The following is a 20,666-nucleotide window of genomic DNA, read 5'->3' as shown; positions in this document are numbered from 1 at the left end:
CATCCAAGCGTCGGGACATCAGAAATTGAAGGATTTGACGAGCAGCAGCTCGCCGATGGCACGCAGCGGGACGAGGAAGGTCTCGCGTTTCTCATTCACGGTGTTCTCGTTGAACACCAGGCTGATCTGCGAGGTGATCACCTCGTTCTGGTTGCTGCCGGCGTCGAAGTTGTAGCCGCCTGCGCCCAGGTTGCCCCAGTAGTTGACGTACACCAGGTAGGTGCCGTGCAGCGGCGCGGTCATGGTGAACATCTCCGGCCCCGGGCCATCGACGCTGTCGGTGTCCAGGCCGCCGCCGTTGCTCATCACCGGATCCGCCCAGAAGGCGTGCTGGCCGTCGGGGGTGACGATGTGCAGGTCGAGCTCGGCCTTGGGGTCGTCCCAGCCGAGCACGACGCGCAGGCGGGCGGGCGTCCGATGGGAGTTGGCCTCGTAGAACTGCACGCGCTTGACCGACTTGCCGTCGCCGGACACCAGCTCGACGCCGTTGGAGCCGGCGCCGAAGGCATAGGGGCGGACGAAGCGGCCCTGGTCGTCGGTGTAGAGCGGCAGCGGGTTGCCATTGACCACCAGGCGATGCGGCTGGCGTACGTGGCCGAGGTTGGCCAGGCGGCCTTCGATCAGGGTGCGGTTGCGCTGGCCGCCTCGGTCGATGGGCGGCGTGGGGTAGGCGACGGCGGGGTTCTCGCTGCGGTCCAGCAGCCCGGCGTAGCGCCAGCCGGCGGTCGGCCCCTCCAGCGTCGCGGCCGGTTCGGCGGCCTGGGCCATGGAGGCCAGGAACGTCAGGCAGAGCAGGAGGGGGGCGCGCATGTTTAATCCTTTAATGGCGCAAAGGCGCTGATGCTAGAGCCTCATGGGGGAGCGCGCAATCCGGGGCGTCGAGGAGTCGGAAGTCCCTCACAATTTGAAACATCTCACCCCGGAAAGCTAGATCAGCCCCATCAGTTGCAACGTCAGCAGGCCGACGTTGGTGGTGAGCACCGCCGCGAGGGTGGTGATGACGATGATCGCCGCCGCCAGCTCGTGGTTGCCGTTCACCGCGCGCGCCATGACGAAACTGGCCGCCGCCGTGGGGCTGGCGAAATAGAGGAAGAGGATCGCCAGCTCGGCATTGCGGAAGCCGCAGGCCCAGGCGCCGACCGTGGCCACCAGGGGCAGCCAGACCATCTTCATCAGGCTGGCGCTGACGGCCATCGGCCCGCTCGCCCGGAGGGAGGCCAGGGACAGGGTGCCGCCGATGCAGATCAGCGCCAGGGGCAGGGTCATCTGCGCGAAGTACTCGCCGGATGTGACCATCCAGGCCGGCAACGGCAGTTGCAGGTAGGCCACCGGGATGGCCGCCAGTACGCCGATGATCAGCGGATTGCCGAGGATGCTCTTGAACAGGCTCCAGGGGTCGGTCTTGGCGTTGGGTGCGTAGAGGGCCAGCACCACCGAGGACAGGGTGTTGTAGCAGAGGATCACCACGCCCCCGAGCACCCCGCCCACCGAGAGCCCGTAGTCGCCGTACATGCTGGTGGCCAGGGCCAGGCCGATGATGCCGTTGTTGCCACGGAAGGCGCCCTGGGTATAGACGCCGCGGTCCGCCTTCGGCACCCGCCAGGTCGCCCAGAGCCAGGCCAGGCCGAAGCACACCAGCGTGGCCAGGACGAAGTAGCCGATCAGCCGCGGCTGCAACGCGGTGCGCAGGTCGGCCTGGACGATGGCGAGGAACAGCATGGTGGGCATCGTCCCGCGGAAGACCAGCGAGGAGGCGGTATCGATGAAGGGGGCGTCGATCCAGCGCAGGCGCCGCAGCAGCACACCGAGGAAAAGCATGGAAAAGACCGGCGCGGTGATGCCGATGATTTGCTGGACGACGGCGAACATGGAGGGGCCTGGCGCGGGGGATAGTTAGGTGGCTAAGGATAACCAAGTCGGGGCGGGAAGTGGCTTTCGTGAAGCTTTCAGGGCAGAGAAGAGCCAGCCCTTGGCGTCAGGGGAAGGCCCGATCGCGAATGAATTCGCTCCTACAAAGACCAGCCGAGCCCGCATACGGGCATGATCGCTGCGTAGGGTGGAGGTCGCTTCTTACCTCCACCAGGCGGGGCCAGGGTCGGCACAGGGCTGTGCCCGGGGCTCCGGCATCGATTATTTAGCGAGCAAAGGAAAAGCGGTGGGCTGAAGCCCACCCTACACACACCCGACAAGGCGCCGAGGTTCTTTTCGGCGCCATCGGCGTCAGCGACGCACCGGGCGCTTCTGCAGCTTGCGCTGCAAGGTGCGGCGGTGCATGCCCAGGGCACGGGCAGTGGCGGAGATGTTGCCGTCGTGCTCGGCCAGCACACGCTGGATGTGCTCCCACTGCAGGCGGTCCACCGACATCGGGTTTTCCGGCACCAGGGTGTCCAGGTCGGCATGCTGGGACAGCAGCGCGGTCAGCACGTCGTCGGCATCGGCCGGCTTGCACAGGTAGTTGGTGGCGCCGCGCTTGATGGCTTCCACGGCGGTGGCGATGCTCGAATAGCCGGTGAGGATCACCACGCGCATCTCCGGGTCCAGCTCCAGCAGCTTGGGCAGCAGCACCAGGCCGGAGTCACCCTCCATCTTCAGGTCGAGCACGGCGTAATCGGGCAGGTCGTCCCTGGCCAGGACCAGGCCTTCCTCGGCCGAGCCGGCGACCGAGACCCGCAGGCCACGGCGACTCATGGCACGGGCCATGACACGGGTGAAAGTGGCGTCGTCGTCCACCAGCAGCAGGTGGGGCTGTTCTTCGCCTTCGATCAGGGGTTCATCGCTCATTTGGACTCCTCGCGGATTCAAGCTCAGACAACGCCGTAACCACGGGGCAGGCGCAACTCGGTGAGGGTACCGCCATCTTCATGGTTGTACAGCTTCACGGTTCCGCCGGCACGGGTGACGCTGGCCTGGCTGAGGAACAGGCCGAGGCCGAAGCCCTTGCCCTTGGTGGTGAAGAAGGGCCGGCCGAGCTGTTCGGCGATGGCCAGGGGCACGCCGGCGCCATGGTCGCGGATGCTAAGCACCATCCACTGGTGATCCCAGTTGATGCGGATGTCGAGCTTGTCCGGGCAGGCGTCGGCGGCGTTGTTCAACAGGTTCAGCAGGGCCTGGGTCAGGTCGGCCGGCGGCATGAGCCGGGGCGGCTGGCCGATGCCCAGGCACTGGTAGCGATAGGTGGCCTCGGGGCGCATCAGGTGCCAGCGGTTGAGAGTGACCTCCATCCACTCCACCACCGATTGCTCCACCACCGCCTGGCGTCGATCCGCCTCGGCGGCGCGCACCAACTGCTGCAGGGTGTCCTTGCACAGGCGCACCTGCTCCTGCAGCAGGGCCAGGTCATCCTGCAGGGACGGCTTGTCGCCGTATTCCTGGCGCAGCTCCTTGAGCAGCACGCTCATGGTCGCGAGCGGCGTGCCCAGCTCGTGGGCGGCACCGGCGGCCTGGGTGGCCACGGCCAGCAGCTGCTGGTCGCGCATGCCCTCTTCCCGGCGCACGGACTGCAGCTGGTCCTGCCGACGCAGCTCCTCGGTCATCCGCGCGGCGAAGAAGGTGATCAGCGCGGCAGCCAGGGCGAAGCTCAGCCACATGCCGTAGATCAGCAGGGTCTCGCGCTGGGCCACCGGCATCTCCAGCGGGTGGAACCACACCAGCAGCAGGGTGTAGGCGGCCAGGGCCATGCCCGCCAGCACCAGGGTGTAGAGCCAGGGCAAGGTGGCGGCGGCGATGGTCAGCGGCACCAGGTAGTAGGAAACGAAGGGGTTGGTCGAGCCGCCCGAGTAATAGAGCAGCACACTGTGGATGACCAGGTCGCAGGCCAGCTGCACCGAGTACTCCAGCTCGGTGACCGGCCAGGGACCGCGCAGGCGCAGGGCGGTGCTCAGGCACAGGATGACCGATACACCGAGGGTGACCGACAGCTCCAGCCAGGGCAGCTGCAGCAGCTGTGCCTTGTAGGCGAGCCCCACCGAACCGGCCTGGGCGGCCAGCACGAGGATGCGGATGAAGGTCAGGCGCAGCAGGTTCTGCCGGCTGGCGGACAAGAGGGGCAAGGGTTCGAGCATGGGCACTCCAAGGCGTCGGCGGAGTATAACCAAGGCGTCACGCGCTCCGCTGATATGCGTCAACTCGCCGCATCGTCGCATGCCTTCCGTCGGCCGACGACGGGGCCCCGTTCCACTGGCCCTGCCCGGAACGCAAAAAAATGTTCCGGGTCTTAACCCCGATCGCAGCGGACCTGCGTCTAACCCCGTGACTGCTGCACAATCCGTGCACCCCACTGCCTCTCACAAGGAGCCGTTATGCAAGCCATCACCCGCCTCGCCGCTGCCATCACCCTCTGCGCCGCGACCTTCGGCAGCCTCTCCGCCCAGGCCGAGGAAGCCCGCTACAACCAGGTGGCGCTGCGCGCCGAGGTCAGCCAGGAAGTGGCCCACGACCTGATGCACGTGACCCTCTACAGTGAATCCCAGAGCGCCGACCCGGCCAAGCTCGCCGCCGAAATCACCCGCACCATCAACGCCGCGGTGGAAAAGGCGCGGGGCACCAAGGGGGTATCGGTGAGCCTGGGCAGCCGCAACAGCTACCCGGTCTACGACGACAAGGGCCAGAAGATCACCGGCTGGCGCGAGCGTGCCGAACTGCGCCTGGAAAGCCCCGACTTCGCCACCCTGTCCCAGCTCAGCGCCGACCTGATGGGCACCCTGAAGATGGGCGGCATGGACTTCAGCATCGCCGACCCGACCCGCAAGAAGAACGAGGACGCGCTGATCAAGCAGGCCGTGGACGCCTTCAAGGCCCGCGCCCAGCTGGCCACGGAAGCCCTCGGCGGCAGCGGCTACAAGCTGGTCAGCCTCAACCTCAACAGCGCCGGCTTCCAGCCGCAGCCGGTGATGATGCGCGCCATGGCCGCCAAGTCGTCGATGTACGACAGCGCCCCGGCACCGGAGGTCGAGGCCGGCACCAGCCGGGTGACCGTCAACGCCGACGGCGTCATCGAGGTGCAGATGCCCTGATTCCGGGCGGGAGCCGCGCTGCAACGGCGCGGCTCCCTTTCATTACCGCGCCCCCTCATTTGCATATTTGCGACACCGCCTTACACCTTCGTCACAGCTTCTACACTCTCCCCTGCCCTCGGCTTGCCTCAGGCATGTGCCGTGCATAGGTTCTTGCAAGGTCCCTCACGAAGGGGCCCCTCACGATGACAACCACAACAAGACATGAGGTCAAAATGCGTAAAAACGCCGTCATCCAAGCGCTGCTCGCCGCCGGCCTGATCGCCGCCGCACCGCTCGCCAGCGCCGCCAGCAACCTGGTCTTCTGTTCCGAAGGCAGCCCCGCTGGCTTCGACCCCGGCCAGTACACCACCGGCACCGACTTCGACGCGGGGGCCGAAGCGGTCTTCAACCGCCTCACCCAGTTCGAGCGCGGCGGCACAGCGGTCGAACCCGGCCTGGCGGAGAAGTGGGACATCTCCGACGACGGCCTGACCTACACCTTCCACCTGCGCCCGGGCGTGAAGTTCCACAGCACCGACTACTTCAAGCCGACCCGCGAATTCAACGCCGACGACGTGCTCTTCACCTTCCAGCGCATGCTCGACAAGGACCACCCCTTCCGCAAGGCGTACCCCACCGAGTTCCCCTACTTCACCGACATGGGCATGGACGCCAACATCGCCAAGCTGGAGAAGCTCGACGCGCACACCGTGCGCTTCACCCTCAACACCGTGGACGCGGCCTTCATCCAGAACATGGCCATGAGCTTCGCCTCCATCCACTCGGCCGAATACGCCGACCAACTGCTCAAGGCCGGCAAGGCCGCCGACCTCAACCAGAAGCCCATCGGCACCGGTCCCTTCGTCTTCAGCCGCTACCAGAAGGACGCGCAGATCCGCTACAAGGGCAACAAGGACTACTGGAAACCCGAGGACGTGAAGATCGACAACCTGATCTTCGCCATCAACTCCGACGCCTCGGTGCGCTACCAGAAGCTCAAGGCCGGCGAATGCCAGATCACCGCCTACCCGCGCCCGGCCGACCTCGACGCCATGCGCAAGGACCCCAAGCTCGACGTCCCGCAGCAGGCCGGCTTCAACGTCGGCTACATCGCCTACAACATCGAGCACAAGCCCTTCGACAAGCTCGAAGTGCGCCAGGCGCTGGACATGGCGGTGAACAAGCCGGCCATCATCAAGGCCGTCTACCAGGGTTCCGGCCAGCTCGCCACCAACGGCATGCCGCCGACCCAGTGGTCCTACGACGACAGCATCAAGGACCCCGCCTACGACCCCGAGAAGGCCAAGGCCCTGCTCAAGGCCGCCGGCGTCGCCGAAGGCACCGAGATCACCCTCTGGGCCATGCCCGTGCAGCGCCCCTACAACCCCAACGCCAAGCTGATGGCCGAGATGCTCCAGGCCGACTGGGCCAAGATCGGCATAAAGGCCAAGATCGTTTCCTACGAATGGGGCGAGTACAACAAGCGCGCCAAGGCCGGCGAGCACGACGCCCTGCTGATCGGCTGGACCGGCGACAACGGTGACCCGGACAACTGGCTCGGCGTGCTCTACGGCTGCGATGCCATCGGCGGCAACAACTACTCGCGCTGGTGCGACAAGGACTACGACAAGCTGATCAAGGAGGGCAAGGCGGTCACCGACAAGGACAAGCGCACCGCCCTCTATAAAGAGGCCCAGCAGATCCTCAAGCGTGAAGTGCCGATCACCCCGATCGCCCACTCCACCGTCAACCAGCCCATGAGCAAGACGGTGAAGGACTTCCGCATCAGCCCCTTCGGCCTCAACTCCTTCTATGGCGTGAGCGTCGAGAAGTAAGCCGTATCGGCGGGGCCGCCCGGCCCCGCCCCTCCACCCCGAAGGGAAGCACCATGCGCCGATGCCTGTCGTCCCTCGCCCTGCTCCTGCCGCTCGCCTGCAACGCCGCCAGCTCGCTGGTGGTCTGCACCGAAGCCAGCCCCGAAGGCTTCGACATCGTCCAGTTCACCGCCGCCACCACGGGCGATGCCGCCGCCGAGACGATCTTCGACCGCCTGGTGCAGTTCGCCCCCGGCAGCACCCGCCTGCAACCGGGCCTCGCCGAACGCTGGGACATCAGCCCGGACGGCCTCACCTACGACTTCCAGCTGCGCCGCGGCGTGAAGTTCCACACCACGCCCTGGTTCACCCCCGCCCGCGAGTTCAACGCCGACGACGTGCTCTGGAGCTTCCAGCGCCAGCTCGACCCGAAGCATCCCTGGCACGAACTCTCGCCACGGGGCTTCCCCTACGCCGAATCCATGGCCTTCGCCCAGTTGATCGAGCGCATCGAGAAGCTCGACGAGCACCGCGTGCGCTTCGTCCTGCGCCACCCCGAGGCGCCCTTCCTCGCCGACCTGGCCATGGGCTTCACCTCCATCTACTCCGCCGAATACGCCGCCAAGCTGCTGGCCGCCGGCACGCCCGACGCGCTCAACAGCCAGCCGGTGGGCACCGGCCCCTTCGTCTTCCAGCGCTACGCCAAGGACGCCCAGGTGCGCTTCCTCGCCAACCCCGACTACTGGAACGGCAAGCCGCCCAGCGACCGCCTGCTGCTGGCCATCACCCTCGACCCCAACGTGCGCATCCAGCAACTGCGCGCCGGCGCCTGCCAGGTGGCCCTCTACCCCAAGCCCACCGACGTGCCCGCCCTGCGCGGCGCGCCCGGCGTGAAGCTGGTGGAACAGGATGCGCTGATGGTCGCCTACGTCGCCCTCAACACCCGCCACCCGCCGCTGGACGACGTGCGCGTGCGCCAGGCGATCAACCTCGCCTTCGACAGGAAATCCTACATCCGCGCCCAGTACGGCGAAGGTGCGGCCAGCGCCGCGGTCAACCCCTACCCCGCCACCCTGCTGGGCTACAACAGCGACCTCGATCCCTGGCCCCACGACCCCGAGCGCGCCCGCCAGCTGCTGGCCGAGGCCGGGCACGCAAGCGGGCTCAAGCTGTCGATCTGGACCCGCCCCGGCGGCGGCCCCACCAACCCCAACCCCGGCATCGGCGCGCAGATGCTCCAGGCCGACCTGGCCGCCATCGGCATCCAGGCGGACATCCGCGTCTTCGAATGGGGCGAGCTGATCAAGCGCGCCAAGAACGGCGAGCACGACCTGGTGTTCATGGGCTGGGTGGGCGACAACGGCGACCCGGACAACTTCCTCACCCCCAACCTCTCCTGCGCCGCCGCACAATCAGGCGAGAACCAGGCCGGCTGGTGCGATGGAAAGTTCGACGACCTCATCCGCCAGGCCCGCGCAGACAACGACCGGGAGACACGCGCCCAGCTCTACCGCCAGGCCCTGGCGATCTTCCACGAACAAGCCCCCTGGATCCCCCTCGCCCACCCCAGGCTGTTCAACGTCCTCACCCCCGAAGTGGAAGGCTTCCGCATGAGCCCGCTGGGGTCGAACAACTTTGCGCGGGTATGGTTGGAGGGAAACTGAACGATGGGGAGTGGCTAGAGCCAAGGACACACGAACTCATCACCGCCTGCGGAATGGGCGACCACGCGAAGGTGAAAGTACAAGGCGGATCAGTGGCGTCCTACGCCTCGACTTTCGAGGCTAATCAGAAAGCGCTGAAGGCTCCTTCGGCGCTTGTCAGTGCTGTGGAAACTGATCACGGAAATGAAAAATGGACTGGCAACACGACCGGGATATTGGTTGACTGCCGCATCGCAGGGCGGATGCCTTGCCTCTCTGTGACAAGGAAGTCCGATGTCAATTAGTACTGACCCCATTACCGGTATCAACGGCACATGCGACGTGCGCTCTGCAATCTGCGCCGACGACAACCAGGGCTGCGCACTATCCAGTGAGCGCACCAGCGATGCGGAAAAGACGACCGTGGCCTACAACGCTGGCGGTTCTTCCGCCGTCACTGGGCCTGACCGCATCACCACTTGCACCGACAACAATCAAGGATGCCAGCTTTCCAGAGCGGCTATCGCTGATCTGTATTGCAAAGATGGAGGCGGCCATAGATTTTTAGTACATGGAGACGTGGCAACGTCCCTTAAACTCGCCCGCTTGCTGGTTTCCCTATCGCTTCTTGTGTGGGGACAGTTTTCCTTTGCGGAGGACTACTACTGGCAACTGATCAATAATTCTATTGTTTACAAAGCATCTACTCCTGCAAAGGTCTGCCAGGCATATGTGTCTTCTATTGGGATGACCCACCCTGTTGCTGAAATCTGGGGATCTGGTTATGCCGCGAAGTGCAACTACCAGACCAGGACCGACTACTGGGTTTATGTGGAGATTTTCCGCCAAGGAAATACATGCTCCCTGCCTAAGGTCTACAATGAACAGACCGGCGAGTGCAAAGCGCCTGAAAATATCAATGTCGGCCAGATCTGCCAAGAGCGTAGCAACCATAGCGATTCAGACCCTTTACTTGTCCAGATTGATGGCTCTTGCAAAAAGCTATCGCACTCCCCTATGAACAAAGGTACTCCACACGCCAACAGTTGCACTGGAACAAATAGTCTCGCGGGCAACCCCATAAACTTTGCAACTGGAAACAAACTACAAATCGAAACCGATTTAGGCCAGATCAAACATTCGGACCTGGAGATAACCAGACAATTTAATAGCATCGATGGCTTATGGCGGCACAACTATTCCAAAGAGCTTCGCACAGGAGATACCGTTCTTGTACTGACCGATAATGATGGCGCGGAGTCATACTTCAGAATAACTGGAGAGCTGGCCACACCCATCAATGGCTACGGGCGCATTCTAAAGAAAGAAAATGACGCATGGACGCTTTACAACAGCGACAACTCTTCAGATACGTTCAACAGCACCGGACGAGTCTCTGCGCACCGATCAGCCGATCTCAGTTATGACATCACCTACTCAAACGGCCTTATCGAAGTAATTGATAAATCCGGCTTCAAGATAACCATTACCGAGGACACACAAAAGCAACCCCTGAAAATCACGACACCCAACGCAACATTTACTTATAGCTACAACGACATCAGCCGCTTGGTGAGTGTCATCAAAACAGCAAACGGAATTCACTCAAAACGAACATATTCATATGGTGTTAAATCCGCCCCCAACCTCCTCACCGACATCACCGACGAACGCGGTATCCGCTACGCCACCTGGACCTACGACGACCAGGGCCGTGCCATCTCCAGCGAGCACGCCGGCGGCGCCGAACGCACCCTGGTGAGCTACAACGCCGACGGCTCCTCCACCGTCACTAATGCCCTCGGCAAGCGCACCACCTACCGCTTCCAGACCATCCAGGGCATACGGCGCATCACCGCCATCGAAGGCGAACCCTCGGCCAACTGCCCCAACAGCAACTCCACCTTCACCTACGACGACCGTGGCCTGGTGAAGACCCGTACCGACAACAAGGGCAACATCACCACCTTCGACTACAACGACCGTGGCCTCGAGGTGTCCCGCACCGAAGCCTTCGGCACGCCCCAGGCACGCACCATCACCACCACCTGGCACCCGACCCTGTTCCTGCCGGCCACCGTGACCGAGCCCGACCGCATCACCACCTACAGCTACGACGACCAAGGACGCCCACTCAGCCAGAGCGTCAGCCAGCGCTGATCCGCACAAGGACTTGCCCATGAAACCCCTGCACCACCGCTTGAGCGTCCTCACGCTCGCCCTGGCCGGCACCCTCGCCGCCGCCAGCCTCCAGGCCGCGCCGCGCAACTGGAGCTACACCTACACCGCCAGCGGCCAGATCGAAACCGCCGATGGCCCGCGTACCGATGTCCAGGACGTCACCCGCTACGCCTACGACGCCCAGGGCCACCTCACCAGCGTCACCAACGGCCTCGGCCACATCACCCAGCTGTCCAGCTTCGACAGCTACGGCAACCCGCAAACCGTCATCGACCCCAACGGCGTCACCACCGCCCTCACCTACACCCCGCAGGGCTGGCTCGCCTCGGTCAGCGTCGGCGGCGGCACCACCGCCTTCGAGCACGACGCCATCGGCCAGATCACCAAGGTCACCCGGGGCGACGGCAGCTGGCTTGCCTACACCTGGGACGATGCCCGGCGCCTGACCAGGATCACCAACAACCTCGGCGAGCAGGTCGAGTTCGACCTCGACGCCATGGGCAACCGCACCGCCCAGCGCATCAAGGACGCCTCCAACAACCTCACCCAGCAGCAACAGTGGGTGTACGACGAGCTCGGCCGCCTGCTGCGCTCGGTCGGGGCCGGCGGCCAGACCCACAGCCAGCAGTACGACCTCAACGACAACCCCACCACCGACACCAACCCGCGCCAGTTCGCCCACACAAAGGCCTATGACGCCCTCGACCGCCTGGTCTCCAGCACCGATCCGCTGAACAAGGTCACCCGCCTCGGCTACGACGCCCAGGACAACCTCACCCAGGTCGTCGACCCGCGCGGCGTCACCACCCGCTACGTATACGACGGCCTCGGCAACCTCACCCAACTCATCAGCCCCGACACCGGCACCACCACCTACCAGCACGACGCCGCCGGCAACGTCATCCGCAAGACCGACGCCCGCGGCATCGTCACCACCTACAGCTACGACGCCCTCGACCGCCTCACCGGCCGCCAGTACCCCGCCACCCCCGCGCTCAACGTCCAGTACCACTACGACATGACCGCCAACGGCAACAAAGGGGTGGGCCGCCTCACCGCCGTGCAGGACGCCAGCGGCGTGCTCGGCTACAAGTACGACGAGCGCGGCAACCTCATCGAGCAGCTGCGCTCCGTGTCCGTGCTGGGGAGTGATCAATACGACACCCTCGGCTACGCCTACGACGCCGCCAACAACCTCATCCGCATCGACTACCCGGCCGGCTTCAGCATCCACTACAGCCGCAACGCCGCCGGCCAGGTCAGCCAGGTCGGTTTCGCGGTAGGCAGCGCAACCCCCACCAGCCTCGCCAGCAACATCGGCTACGCCCCTTTCGGGCCGCTCAAGAGCCTCACCTGGAACAACGGCATCGTCCTCAGCCGCACCTACGACCAGGACTACCAGCTCACCGCCCAGCAGGTCGGCAACTGGCAGAGCAGCTACAGCCACGACGCCAACGGCAACATCACCGCGCACGCCCACAGCCTGTTCGGCAGCCTCGACTACCAGTACGACGCCCTCGATCGCCTGACCGAGGAAAAGGCCGCCGCCAGCCGCAAGGCCTACGCCTACGACGCCACCGGCAACCGCAGCTCGCGCACCACCTACGCCACCAGCAACGGCAGCGAAGCGCAGACCGCCAAGCAGACCCTGCACTACGCCCCCGACAGCAACCGCCTCGCCCAACGCAGCACCAGCTACGCCGTCGAAGCCGACGCCGCCGGCAACTACACCCGCTACAGCCAGAGCCGCCGCTACACCTACGACGACCAGGGCCGCCTCAACGCCGTCACCGATGACGCCGGCACACCCATCGCCAGCTACGCCTACAACGCCCTCGGCCAGCGCGTGCTCAAAGATGTGCAGCAAGGCAGCGCCCACACGCCCTACACCTACCTCTACGGCCCCGACGGCCAAGTGCTCGGGCAGGTGCGTTACACCAGCAGCGGCAAGAAGAGCAAAGCCAGCTACTACGTCTGGCTCGACAGCCTGCCCATCGCCCAGATCGACCTCGGCTACGACGCCGCCGGCACCACCATCGCCAGCACCACCCTCACCTACCTGCACAGCGACCACCTCAACACCCCGCGCCTGGCCACCAACCAGGGCGGCAACCTGGTGTGGAGCTGGCAGAGCGATGCCTTTGGTGTGGGGCAGCCCAACACCTATGGCGGCAACATCGATGTGATCCTGCGCTTCCCCGGCCAAGTCGCCGATGCGCACAGTGCGCTCTACTACAACTACTTCAGGGACTACGATCCGGAGACTGGGCGGTATGTGGAGAGTGATCCGATTGGGCTTAATGGCGGATTAAATACATATCTATATGTAAATGGTGACCCTCTGAGCCTAATAGACTCTGAAGGTCGTCGTGGAATACGCCCGAGTCGTCGCGGCTCCATGGCACCACCACCCGGTCAAGCTCTGGTTAATCTCCAGGTTAACTCATTAAGCTCTCAGATCCGGAGATACGACCCATCCTTCCAATACCAGACTGTAAGATCGGGAAACTCTCGATACAACCAAAGTGACATACAGAACCTGCAGCAGTATCTGAGCAACGCAAGGAATGCCGGTTACTGCGGCGTTGGAGCCTCATCAGGAAATTATGGCTCCTACTCTCCAAACTATATTGTCACTCCAGGTGGGACAGCGTATCCAGTACCACAAGGCGCAGTAGGTCCTCGACCAGTAATCAACCAAAGCGGAAACATTACTGGATCAGCCTTTATCGGAGGAAGTGGTGGAAACAACAGACAGGTAACCACCATGAGAATAATGAATGCCACTCAACCCAAGGGTAATAGCCCTGGTTACCCAGACGGGTACATACGATATACAAACTCCTCTAGCCCGCGCCCACAAGGAGTTGACCCTACAACGGGGAAAACCTTACCCAATACTGCCGGCCACTACCCAATCGACTAGGAGTACCGATGAAATCCTACTTAACAGCGCTAGTGGATAAAATTGTAGCGGATGCATACACCGACAATGAAGTCACTGGAATTACATTCAATGACACGTCCAAACTATCCGTATTCAACAAACACCAGTTTCTATCAGCCCACCCAAAACAGATAATTGGTGACAAGATTAAATCAGTCGCAGAAAACGAAGAGAAAATCAGCATAGAATTCCAAAGCGGGGCGTCCATAGAAATACATCTAGACAGCCAATCCTGGATAGGGCCTGAAGCCATTGAGTTAGTTCTACCTAACGGTCAAATTATTATCTGGAACTAACCATTGGGGCCCCATTACTCTGCGATGCAACTGCGCTGCGCCCAAAGGCGTAGCGCTTCCACGCCAAATGACAAGCTGCAATACCGCTGAAAGAATGCCCCATACTAAATTGCTCGCATTATATCCAGTACAATACGAGCGGACCTACAGAGAAAGTTTGGTGAATGAAAAACACAAACCAAACGGCACAACAACTTAATGGCTACCCCCCTTACCGCTCCATTCCGTCTTCAAACCCTGCCAAACCAGATTACTCTCAGCCTGTAGCATGAAGGGACTTCAAATGAACATTAAAATCTTTACAATCCCTATAACACTAATCTTGGCATCGTGCACCAGCCAAAACCAAGCCACCCAAGCATATGCACCAAGCTGCCCTGCTTCCACCAAGGGCAACGACATTAATACCGTAGTACTTTTGCTTGAATGTAATCGGAAGCAAGAAGCAAAATTAGTTGCTAGACGCGCATCTCTTCAAGGAAATATAGAGTTAAATAAAATATTCCTTCAGCTCCTAGAGAATGACAATGAAATTGACTACGGGCTTACTAGCGCGTTGAAATCCGCGGAGAGTGGCGATCCCACAGCAACCATCGCAACCATTCATATAGCAGAAAAATATCAATTAAATTCGCTAAACGAGACACTATTTGAACTAGTGAAAAAATCCTCCACCACAGAGCATCCTTACCCGGTACTGAGCGAGTACTCAAAATTCATATCAAATCAGAAAACCCCATCTAAAACCGATCTAGATCGATATGAAAAATTACTGTCTAGCGCTCAAGAAAGACTGGCTAGAGAAGAGTTCAGAGAACTCAAGTCCTTGAGCCAATCCATAAAAAACAGAGTGCAATATCAATAACTGCAATCGTGCTCTCGACATATATACTCCGGCCACGACCAACTCCGTGACCGGTATTAATATGTCGTAGCTAACGAATGGAGATACGCTGCAGAGGCAGGGTTAGAAACAACATTTTTCAATGTCTCGGTCCAAGTGCAGCGTTCAGAACAACCCTGTTCTAAGGCAGATGGCACGCGATGGCTTTCGCGGTCTGCCGCCCTTTCCTCGAGGATAATTAGCTAGAAGCACTGACCAAGACCATGCAAGTCGCTCACGTGATTCTTGCCAGTTGATCGAGATAGTGGCGTTACCGCACATATGACGGCAATATCGATGTGATCCTGCGCTTTCCGGGCCAAGTCGCCGATGCGCACAGTGCGCTCTACTACAACTACTTCAGGGATTATGATCCGGAGACGGGTCGGTACGTAGAGAGTGATCCGATTGGGTTGAAGGGTGGGTTGAATACTTATGGGTATGTCAATGCCAACCCCTTGATCTTTATTGATGAGTTTGGCCTTCAGCAAACTACAGTCGACAAAGCAATTACGCAGGCCATCAGTCGCGGTGATGTGGCAGAGCTGCAAACAATAATGGAGGCAACAGCCAGCCCCGCCCAAAATGCGATAATCAGACGAGCACTAACTCCAGCAAGAGACTTGATTAGAGGCAAAACAAGGCAATCAGCATCATACGCAAGCGAGCTTGAGGGCCACTCTTATGCCGAGATATGCAAATTGGCAAAGGGCAGTGGAGAAATCGCGAACAAGGCGAAGAAAATGAAAAAGCTAATTGAGCAGCAGGAGCGACTTCATGACAAATTATGACCCTTCCGACGCCTTTAAAAAAATCTCCAGACTAATGAAAGAGAAGTCATTCAACCTAGTCATTGAGGAATACAAAAAACTAAAAAACGAGCAGCTCACCCCTAGCTTACTAATAATGAAATCAACAGCAATACAGCTAGCAGAGGACTCACAAGGCTATACTTTAGATGATGCAAAAGAAGCTCTATTTTCGGCCCTAGCACTTGATCCAGAAAACCCTGAAACGCTCATGGAACTTGGGTATTTTTGCTACGCCGTAGAAGACAATACGCAAAATTCCATCACTTTCTTTGATGACGCTGCCAAGAAATCACGAAAAATATTGTTGAACTCCATAATTGGAGGAATAAATGCGAGACTCGAATTAGGCCTGAAATCCGAAGCAAAAGGAGTCATGCACATGTACACAAACTTTGAAGACGACATGAAAATTCAAGAATTGCTAGCCTCTCTCAACAGCTAAAAGCTCAGTGCCGTTTGCTTCATGAGAAGAAATGGCCGCGCGTAGTCCAATTGAATAGATACCGACTATCTCCCCTTGCCCTCCCGCCCCCTCCTCCCTATCCTGCCCCGGCCACGGTCAATCCCGTGGCCGGGTTTGACAGCCCGAAACTAACGGGCGCGAATGCGCCACGACGTGCATGCGAGAAACAGCGAATGTTTTTTGCAGGCATCGGCACGCATGCAGCTTTCATAGCTGCTCTGCTCTATGGCAGATCGCGCGGGGAGACCTTCGCGGTCTGCCGGTTCCCGTTAGCCGGTCTGTCAACCCCGCGCGGTCTGCCACCCTTCGATTGACAGCGAATTGGTGCCAGCTCCTGACCCCATAACGGAGAACCACCATGCACGAAGCTTATGCCCCTCTTGCTCACCCCCTCCACGTATCCACAAAGGAGGCCTCGGCATGAATAGCGCCCCTCTGATCGATTACAAGGAGCAACGCATCCAGCAGTTGGTCGACCACCTCGACACGCGACTGCACACCACCCAGGTGATGGCGGAATTGCTCCTGGACTTCGCAGCCTTGCGCGACGGCGCCGACTACTCCTACCTCAGCCGGTACCGGGAAGGCGCCTTGATGGACGCGATGGTCCATCTGTCGCGCAACAACTATGAAGACTTCTGCAAACTGGCAGAGCTGGCGCAGTTGCCAGGTAAGTAGCCAATACCCTGACCACCAAACAACCAATAGCGAGAAGAACAGAAGCCTGCCCTACCGGGCAGGCTTCTTGATTGGCTCACCCCAACCCAAACGGGTCGTCAATGGAGTGGCTCGGCTGGGTGAACCAGCGCGGGCCGTCTTCGGCCATGTAGAAGTGGTCTTCCAGGCGGATGCCGAATTCACCGGGCACGCAGATCATCGGTTCGTTGGAGAAGCACATTCCCGGCTCCAGCGGCGTGGCGTCGCCGCGTACCAGGTAGGGGCCTTCGTGGATGTCCAGGCCGATGCCGTGGCCGGTGCGGTGCGGCAGGCCGGGGAGCTGGTAGTCCGGGCCCAGGCCGTTGGCTTCCAGGGAGCGGCGGGCGGCGGCGTCCACCGATTCGCAGGGGGCGCCGAGGCGGGCGGCTTCGAAGGCCTCCAGCTGCGCGGCCTTTTCGAAGTTCCAGAAGGTGCGCTGGCGTTCGCTCGGGGTGCCGAAGACGTAGCTGCGGGTGATGTCGGAGATGTAGCCGTGGAGCTTGCAGCCGGTGTCGACCAGCACCATGTCGCCGTCCTTGAGCACCTGCGGCTCGCGCACGCCGTGGGGGAAGGCGCTGGCGGGGCCGAACAGCACGATGCAGAAGTAGGAACCCGTGGCACCGACGCGACGGTGCGCCTGGTGGATGAACTCCTCGACCTCGGTGGTGCTGATGCCGGCGCGCAGGATGCTGGCGGCGGCCTTGTGCACTTCCAGGGTCATGTCCTTGGCCCGTTGCATCAGGGCGATCTCGGCGGCGGACTTGCGCTGGCGGCAGTGGCCGGTCACCCGGGCGCCGTCGATGAAGTCGTAGCCGCTGCCCTCGCGGCGGATGCCGTCGAACATGAAGAACGGCAGGCTCGGGCACAGCGCCACCCGGGCATCGGTCGCCAGGTTCAGACCGGCGAGCATGTCCAGCAGCAGGCGATAGGGGTTCTCGTGTTCCTGCCAGGTGCGGATCGTGCCCGGGACAACCTGGAAGTCGCGCACCGTGCCTTCCTCGAACGCCGGGGCGATGTATTGCAGTTCGCCGCTGGCGGGCAGCAGCGCGCCCACCAGGCGTTCGCTTGGGTGCCACTGCACGCCGGTGAAATAGCGCAGATTGCTGCCTGCGTTGAGGTACAGGGCGGCGATGCCCTCTTCCTGCATGAAGGCCTGGGCGCGATCAATCCGGGCCCTGTATTCAGCCAGCCCGATGGGGCTGCTCCCGGCGGTCATGTCATGCAATCCGGCGAGCGCCTGCTCCGGCGTACTGCCGCCTACACCCCTGGTCATCACTGGTACCTCTTCATTGTCCGACAATTGCGGCGAAATTTAAGTGAGACTTAAATAGAGGTCAAAGCAAATTTTCAGTCCCACTTAAAATCAGCCCGCAGCCGGCAACGCTTTCACGCGGGCCCCGTCCCGTTATACTGGCCGCCTTCCAACAAGAGCCCTCGCCATGTCCGTAGATCGCATCGGAGAACGCTTGCGCCGTTACAGACGCGCCGCCAAGAAGACCCTGAACGAAGTCGCGAGCGAGTCCGGCCTCACCGCCAGCTTCCTCTCCCAGGCGGAGCGCAATCTCACCGGCGTGTCGATCTCCTCGCTGGCGAACATCGCCAAATCCCTCAACGTCCCGCTCAACGTCCTGTTCGACCAGCCGCCGCAGCCGCAACCCGATTCGCACCAGGGCGAGCGCGTGCGCTACACCATCGAGGGCCAGCCGCTGGCCTACGAGCGCCTGTCCACCTCGTTCCCCGGCAACCTGCTCAACGCGGTGAAGATGAACATGCCGGTGGGCTACCAGTCGGAACTCATCGCCCACGAGGGCTCGGAGTTCGCCTACGTGCTTTCCGGGCAGATCATCTACACGATCGAGGGTCGGCAATATCCCCTGAGCGCCGGCGATTCGGTGCACTTCGATGCAGGCAAGACCCATTGCCTGGCCAATGCCGGCAGCGAGATGGCCGAGGTCCTGACCATCACCACCATGCCGCTGTTCGACGATCACAGCGCCTCCTGAGGCCCTGTCCCGCCCCCTCTCCAGCGTGAATGCGCAGTCCCGCGACGCACCAATGTTAGTCGCGCTTAATTTCTATTGACCGGAATTTCAGCATGACTTAATTTCGGCCTCGGCTGATTGCCGGGGATGGACCCATGGCAACGCCGCTTACCGCTGCAAAGGGCCGGCGCACCCGACCAGGGAACCGGAATGCAGCGGGGTGTACCGATCCATGTGCTCGGTCCAAAAGGCCGCAACGCACGTGACGCCCTCAGAAAAAGAACAAATTGAGGTTTGCATGCGCAAGAACACCCCCATCCAGGCCCTGCTCGCCGCAGGCCTGCTTCTCGGTTCCCCATTCGTTTCCGCCGCCAGCAACCTGGTGTTCTGCTCAGAGGGCAGCCCGGCGGGCTTCGACCCCGGCCAGTACACCACCGGCACCGATTTCGACGCGGCTTCCGAAACCCTGTTCAACCGCCTGGTGCAGTTCGAACGTGGCAGCACCCAGGCCGTCCCCGCCCTCGCCGAGAAGTGGGACATCTCCCCGGACAACCTGAGCTACACCTTCCACCTGCGCCAGGGCGTGAAGTTCCACACCACCGACTACTTCAAGCCCACCCGCGAATTCGACGCCGACGACGTGCTCTTCACCTTCCAGCGCATGATCGACAAGGAGCACCCGTTCCGTAAGGCGTACCCCAGCGAGTTCCCCTACTTCACCGACATGGGCCTGGACAAGAACATCGCCAAGGTCGAGAAGGTCGACGCGCACACCGTGCGCTTCACCCTCAACACCGTGGACGCGGCCTTCATCCAGAACCTGGCGATGCCCTTCGCCGTGGTGCATTCGGCCGAATACGCCGACCAGCTGCTCAAGGCCGGCAAGGCCGCCGAGCTGAACCAGAAGCCCATCGGCACCGGCCCCTTCGTGTTCAAGCGCTACCAGAAGGACGCGCAGATCCGCTTCGCCGGCAACAAGGACTACTGGCAGCCGGACGAGGTGAAGATCGACAACCTGATCTTCTCCATCAACACCGACGCCTCCGTCCGCGCGCAGAAGCTCAAGGCCGGCGAGTGCCAGATCACCCTCAACCCGCGCCCCGCCGACCTCGAGTCGCTGAAGCAGAACGCCAAGCTGCAGGTGCCGTCGAACCCCGGCTTCAACCTCGGCTACATCGCCTACAACGTCACCCACGCCCCCTTCGACAAGGTGGAGGTGCGCCAGGCGCTGGACATGGCGGTGAACAAGCCCGCCATCATCGACGCCGTCTACCAGGGCGCCGGCCAGCTCGCGGTCAACGCCATGCCGCCGACCCAGTGGTCCTACGACGAGACCATCAAGGGCAGCGAGTACAACCCCGAGAAGGCCCGCGAGCTGCTCAAGGCCGCCGGCGTCAAGGAAGGCACCGAGATCACCCTCTGGGCCATGCCCGTGCAGCGCCCCTACAACCCCAACGCGCGGCTGATGGCCGAGATGCTCCAGGCCGACTGGGCCAAGGTCGGCATCAAGGCGCGCATCGTCAGCTACGAATGGGGCGAGTACATCAAGCGCGCCCACGCCGGCGAGCACGACGCCATGCTGATCGGCTGGACCGGCGACAACGGTGACCCGGACAACTGGCTCGGCACCCTCTACGGTTGCGACTCGATCAACGGCAACAACTTCTCCAAGTGGTGCGACCAGGACTACGACAAGCTGGTCAAGCAAGCCAAGAACGTCACCGACCAGGCCCAGCGCACCGAGCTGTACAAGCAGGCCCAGCAACTGCTGCGACGTGAAGTGCCGATCACCCCGATCGCCCATTCCACCGTCTACCAGCCCATGAGCAAGAGCGTGCAGGGCTTCAAGATCAGCCCCTTCTCCACCAACTCCTTCTACGGCGTGGCCAATGCGCCCTAGCCGTACCTGACGAGCCCGGCGGGCCCCACGCCCGCCGGCTTTCGCGGCCCCTTCC

The 20,666-nt window shown here is 61.8% G+C and carries 17 protein-coding genes; 12 read left to right on the top strand and 5 right to left on the bottom strand.

All coding sequences use genetic code 11. The annotated features are described in order from the left end of the window. Positions 1–18: 18 nt before the first annotated feature. From PHLH3_RS05790 to PHLH3_RS05775, 4 genes are all read right to left on the bottom strand, one after another. A complete protein-coding gene (locus PHLH3_RS05790; protein ID WP_213628538.1) occupies positions 19–810 on the bottom strand; it encodes a DUF2135 domain-containing protein in 792 nt (263 codons plus the stop codon). A gap of 117 nt (positions 811–927) precedes the next feature. After that, positions 928–1,869 (bottom strand): AEC family transporter, encoded by a 942-nt coding sequence (locus tag PHLH3_RS05785; protein WP_213628537.1) that lies wholly within the window; start codon positions 1,867–1,869, stop codon positions 928–930. Between the two features lie 351 nt (positions 1,870–2,220). Further along, entirely contained in the window at positions 2,221–2,781 is a 561-nt protein-coding gene (locus PHLH3_RS05780) for a response regulator transcription factor (RefSeq protein WP_111263670.1), read from the bottom strand. 23 nt (positions 2,782–2,804) lie between these two features. Then, positions 2,805–4,061, bottom strand: a complete 1,257-nt coding sequence (locus PHLH3_RS05775; RefSeq protein WP_111263671.1) for an ATP-binding protein — start codon at positions 4,059–4,061, stop codon at positions 2,805–2,807. Between the two features lie 237 nt (positions 4,062–4,298). Here PHLH3_RS05775 and PHLH3_RS05770 point away from each other — a divergent pair, with 237 nt between their 5' ends. The 10 genes from PHLH3_RS05770 to PHLH3_RS05725 all read left to right on the top strand — a co-directional run bounded on the left by PHLH3_RS05770 (position 4,299) and on the right by PHLH3_RS05725 (position 16,711). Then, positions 4,299–5,012: an SIMPL domain-containing protein gene (locus PHLH3_RS05770; protein ID WP_213628536.1), complete on the top strand. Its 714-nt coding sequence runs from the start codon at positions 4,299–4,301 to the stop codon at positions 5,010–5,012. A 215-nt stretch (positions 5,013–5,227) separates the two neighbouring features. Further along, positions 5,228–6,829 carry an ABC transporter substrate-binding protein gene (locus PHLH3_RS05765; RefSeq protein WP_213628535.1) on the top strand — a complete coding sequence of 534 codons (1,602 nt, stop codon included), beginning with the start codon at positions 5,228–5,230 and terminating at the stop codon, positions 6,827–6,829. Between the two features lie 53 nt (positions 6,830–6,882). Next, positions 6,883–8,472: an ABC transporter substrate-binding protein gene (locus tag PHLH3_RS05760; RefSeq protein ID WP_213628534.1), complete on the top strand. Its 1,590-nt coding sequence runs from the start codon at positions 6,883–6,885 to the stop codon at positions 8,470–8,472. Positions 8,473–8,745: 273 nt separating this feature from the next. Continuing rightward, positions 8,746–10,611 (top strand): DUF6531 domain-containing protein, encoded by a 1,866-nt coding sequence (locus tag PHLH3_RS05755; RefSeq protein ID WP_213628533.1) that lies wholly within the window; start codon positions 8,746–8,748, stop codon positions 10,609–10,611. Between the two features lie 19 nt (positions 10,612–10,630). Beyond that, positions 10,631–13,558 carry an RHS repeat-associated core domain-containing protein gene (locus PHLH3_RS05750; protein ID WP_213628532.1) on the top strand — a complete coding sequence of 976 codons (2,928 nt, stop codon included), beginning with the start codon at positions 10,631–10,633 and terminating at the stop codon, positions 13,556–13,558. An 8-nt stretch (positions 13,559–13,566) separates the two neighbouring features. Beyond that, positions 13,567–13,875 (top strand): hypothetical protein, encoded by a 309-nt coding sequence (locus tag PHLH3_RS05745; RefSeq protein ID WP_213628531.1) that lies wholly within the window; start codon positions 13,567–13,569, stop codon positions 13,873–13,875. 283 nt (positions 13,876–14,158) lie between these two features. Further along, positions 14,159–14,740, top strand: coding sequence for a hypothetical protein (locus PHLH3_RS05740; RefSeq protein ID WP_213628530.1), 582 nt, complete (start codon positions 14,159–14,161; stop codon positions 14,738–14,740). Between the two features lie 317 nt (positions 14,741–15,057). Beyond that, complete coding sequence (locus PHLH3_RS05735; RefSeq protein ID WP_244862985.1) at positions 15,058–15,549, top strand: RHS repeat-associated core domain-containing protein; 492 nt, start codon at positions 15,058–15,060, stop codon at positions 15,547–15,549. Continuing rightward, complete coding sequence (locus PHLH3_RS05730) at positions 15,536–16,012, top strand: hypothetical protein (RefSeq protein ID WP_213628529.1); 477 nt, start codon at positions 15,536–15,538, stop codon at positions 16,010–16,012. Before PHLH3_RS05735 ends, PHLH3_RS05730 begins: the two co-directional genes overlap by 14 nt. A 441-nt stretch (positions 16,013–16,453) precedes the next feature. Continuing rightward, on the top strand, positions 16,454–16,711 hold the full coding sequence (locus PHLH3_RS05725; protein WP_173180033.1) for a hypothetical protein: 258 nt from the start codon (positions 16,454–16,456) through the stop codon (positions 16,709–16,711). A 76-nt stretch (positions 16,712–16,787) separates the two neighbouring features. Here the strand turns inward: PHLH3_RS05725 and PHLH3_RS05720 are convergent, their stop codons facing one another. Further along, complete coding sequence (locus tag PHLH3_RS05720) at positions 16,788–18,002, bottom strand: Xaa-Pro peptidase family protein (RefSeq protein WP_213628528.1); 1,215 nt, start codon at positions 18,000–18,002, stop codon at positions 16,788–16,790. A gap of 166 nt (positions 18,003–18,168) precedes the next feature. On the opposite strand from PHLH3_RS05720, the gene PHLH3_RS05715 reads away from it, so the two are divergent. Then, a complete protein-coding gene (locus PHLH3_RS05715) occupies positions 18,169–18,732 on the top strand; it encodes a cupin domain-containing protein (RefSeq protein WP_173173261.1) in 564 nt (187 codons plus the stop codon). Between the two features lie 277 nt (positions 18,733–19,009). Then, the gene (locus PHLH3_RS05710) at positions 19,010–20,611 is read left to right on the top strand and encodes an ABC transporter substrate-binding protein (RefSeq protein WP_213628527.1); all 1,602 of its coding nucleotides are present in this window, start codon (positions 19,010–19,012) and stop codon (positions 20,609–20,611) included. The last annotated feature ends 55 nt before the right edge of the window (positions 20,612–20,666 follow it).

Origin of the sequence: Pseudomonas sp. Pc102 (genome assembly GCF_018408275.1) — a bacterium.
Taxonomy (GTDB): Bacteria; Pseudomonadota; Gammaproteobacteria; order Pseudomonadales; family Pseudomonadaceae; genus Metapseudomonas; species Metapseudomonas tohonis.
Note: the sequence above shows the minus strand (reverse complement) of the source record. Positions and strands in the feature narration are given on the sequence as shown.

What these genes read in the sequence shown, in the direction of transcription:
- PHLH3_RS05790 (WP_213628538.1), bottom strand. Translation starts at nt 810, where the DNA reads ATGCGCGCCCCCCTCCTGCTCTGCCTGACGTTCCTGGCCTCCATGGCC.
- PHLH3_RS05785 (WP_213628537.1), bottom strand. Translation starts at nt 1,869, where the DNA reads ATGTTCGCCGTCGTCCAGCAAATCATCGGCATCACCGCGCCGGTCTTT.
- PHLH3_RS05780 (WP_111263670.1), bottom strand. Translation starts at nt 2,781, where the DNA reads ATGAGCGATGAACCCCTGATCGAAGGCGAAGAACAGCCCCACCTGCTG.
- PHLH3_RS05775 (WP_111263671.1), bottom strand. Translation starts at nt 4,061, where the DNA reads ATGCTCGAACCCTTGCCCCTCTTGTCCGCCAGCCGGCAGAACCTGCTG.
- PHLH3_RS05770 (WP_213628536.1), top strand. Translation starts at nt 4,299, where the DNA reads ATGCAAGCCATCACCCGCCTCGCCGCTGCCATCACCCTCTGCGCCGCG.
- PHLH3_RS05765 (WP_213628535.1), top strand. Translation starts at nt 5,228, where the DNA reads ATGCGTAAAAACGCCGTCATCCAAGCGCTGCTCGCCGCCGGCCTGATC.
- PHLH3_RS05760 (WP_213628534.1), top strand. Translation starts at nt 6,883, where the DNA reads ATGCGCCGATGCCTGTCGTCCCTCGCCCTGCTCCTGCCGCTCGCCTGC.
- PHLH3_RS05755 (WP_213628533.1), top strand. Translation starts at nt 8,746, where the DNA reads ATGTCAATTAGTACTGACCCCATTACCGGTATCAACGGCACATGCGAC.
- PHLH3_RS05750 (WP_213628532.1), top strand. Translation starts at nt 10,631, where the DNA reads ATGAAACCCCTGCACCACCGCTTGAGCGTCCTCACGCTCGCCCTGGCC.
- PHLH3_RS05745 (WP_213628531.1), top strand. Translation starts at nt 13,567, where the DNA reads ATGAAATCCTACTTAACAGCGCTAGTGGATAAAATTGTAGCGGATGCA.
- PHLH3_RS05740 (WP_213628530.1), top strand. Translation starts at nt 14,159, where the DNA reads ATGAACATTAAAATCTTTACAATCCCTATAACACTAATCTTGGCATCG.
- PHLH3_RS05730 (WP_213628529.1), top strand. Translation starts at nt 15,536, where the DNA reads ATGACAAATTATGACCCTTCCGACGCCTTTAAAAAAATCTCCAGACTA.
- PHLH3_RS05725 (WP_173180033.1), top strand. Translation starts at nt 16,454, where the DNA reads ATGAATAGCGCCCCTCTGATCGATTACAAGGAGCAACGCATCCAGCAG.
- PHLH3_RS05720 (WP_213628528.1), bottom strand. Translation starts at nt 18,002, where the DNA reads ATGACCAGGGGTGTAGGCGGCAGTACGCCGGAGCAGGCGCTCGCCGGA.
- PHLH3_RS05715 (WP_173173261.1), top strand. Translation starts at nt 18,169, where the DNA reads ATGTCCGTAGATCGCATCGGAGAACGCTTGCGCCGTTACAGACGCGCC.
- PHLH3_RS05710 (WP_213628527.1), top strand. Translation starts at nt 19,010, where the DNA reads ATGCGCAAGAACACCCCCATCCAGGCCCTGCTCGCCGCAGGCCTGCTT.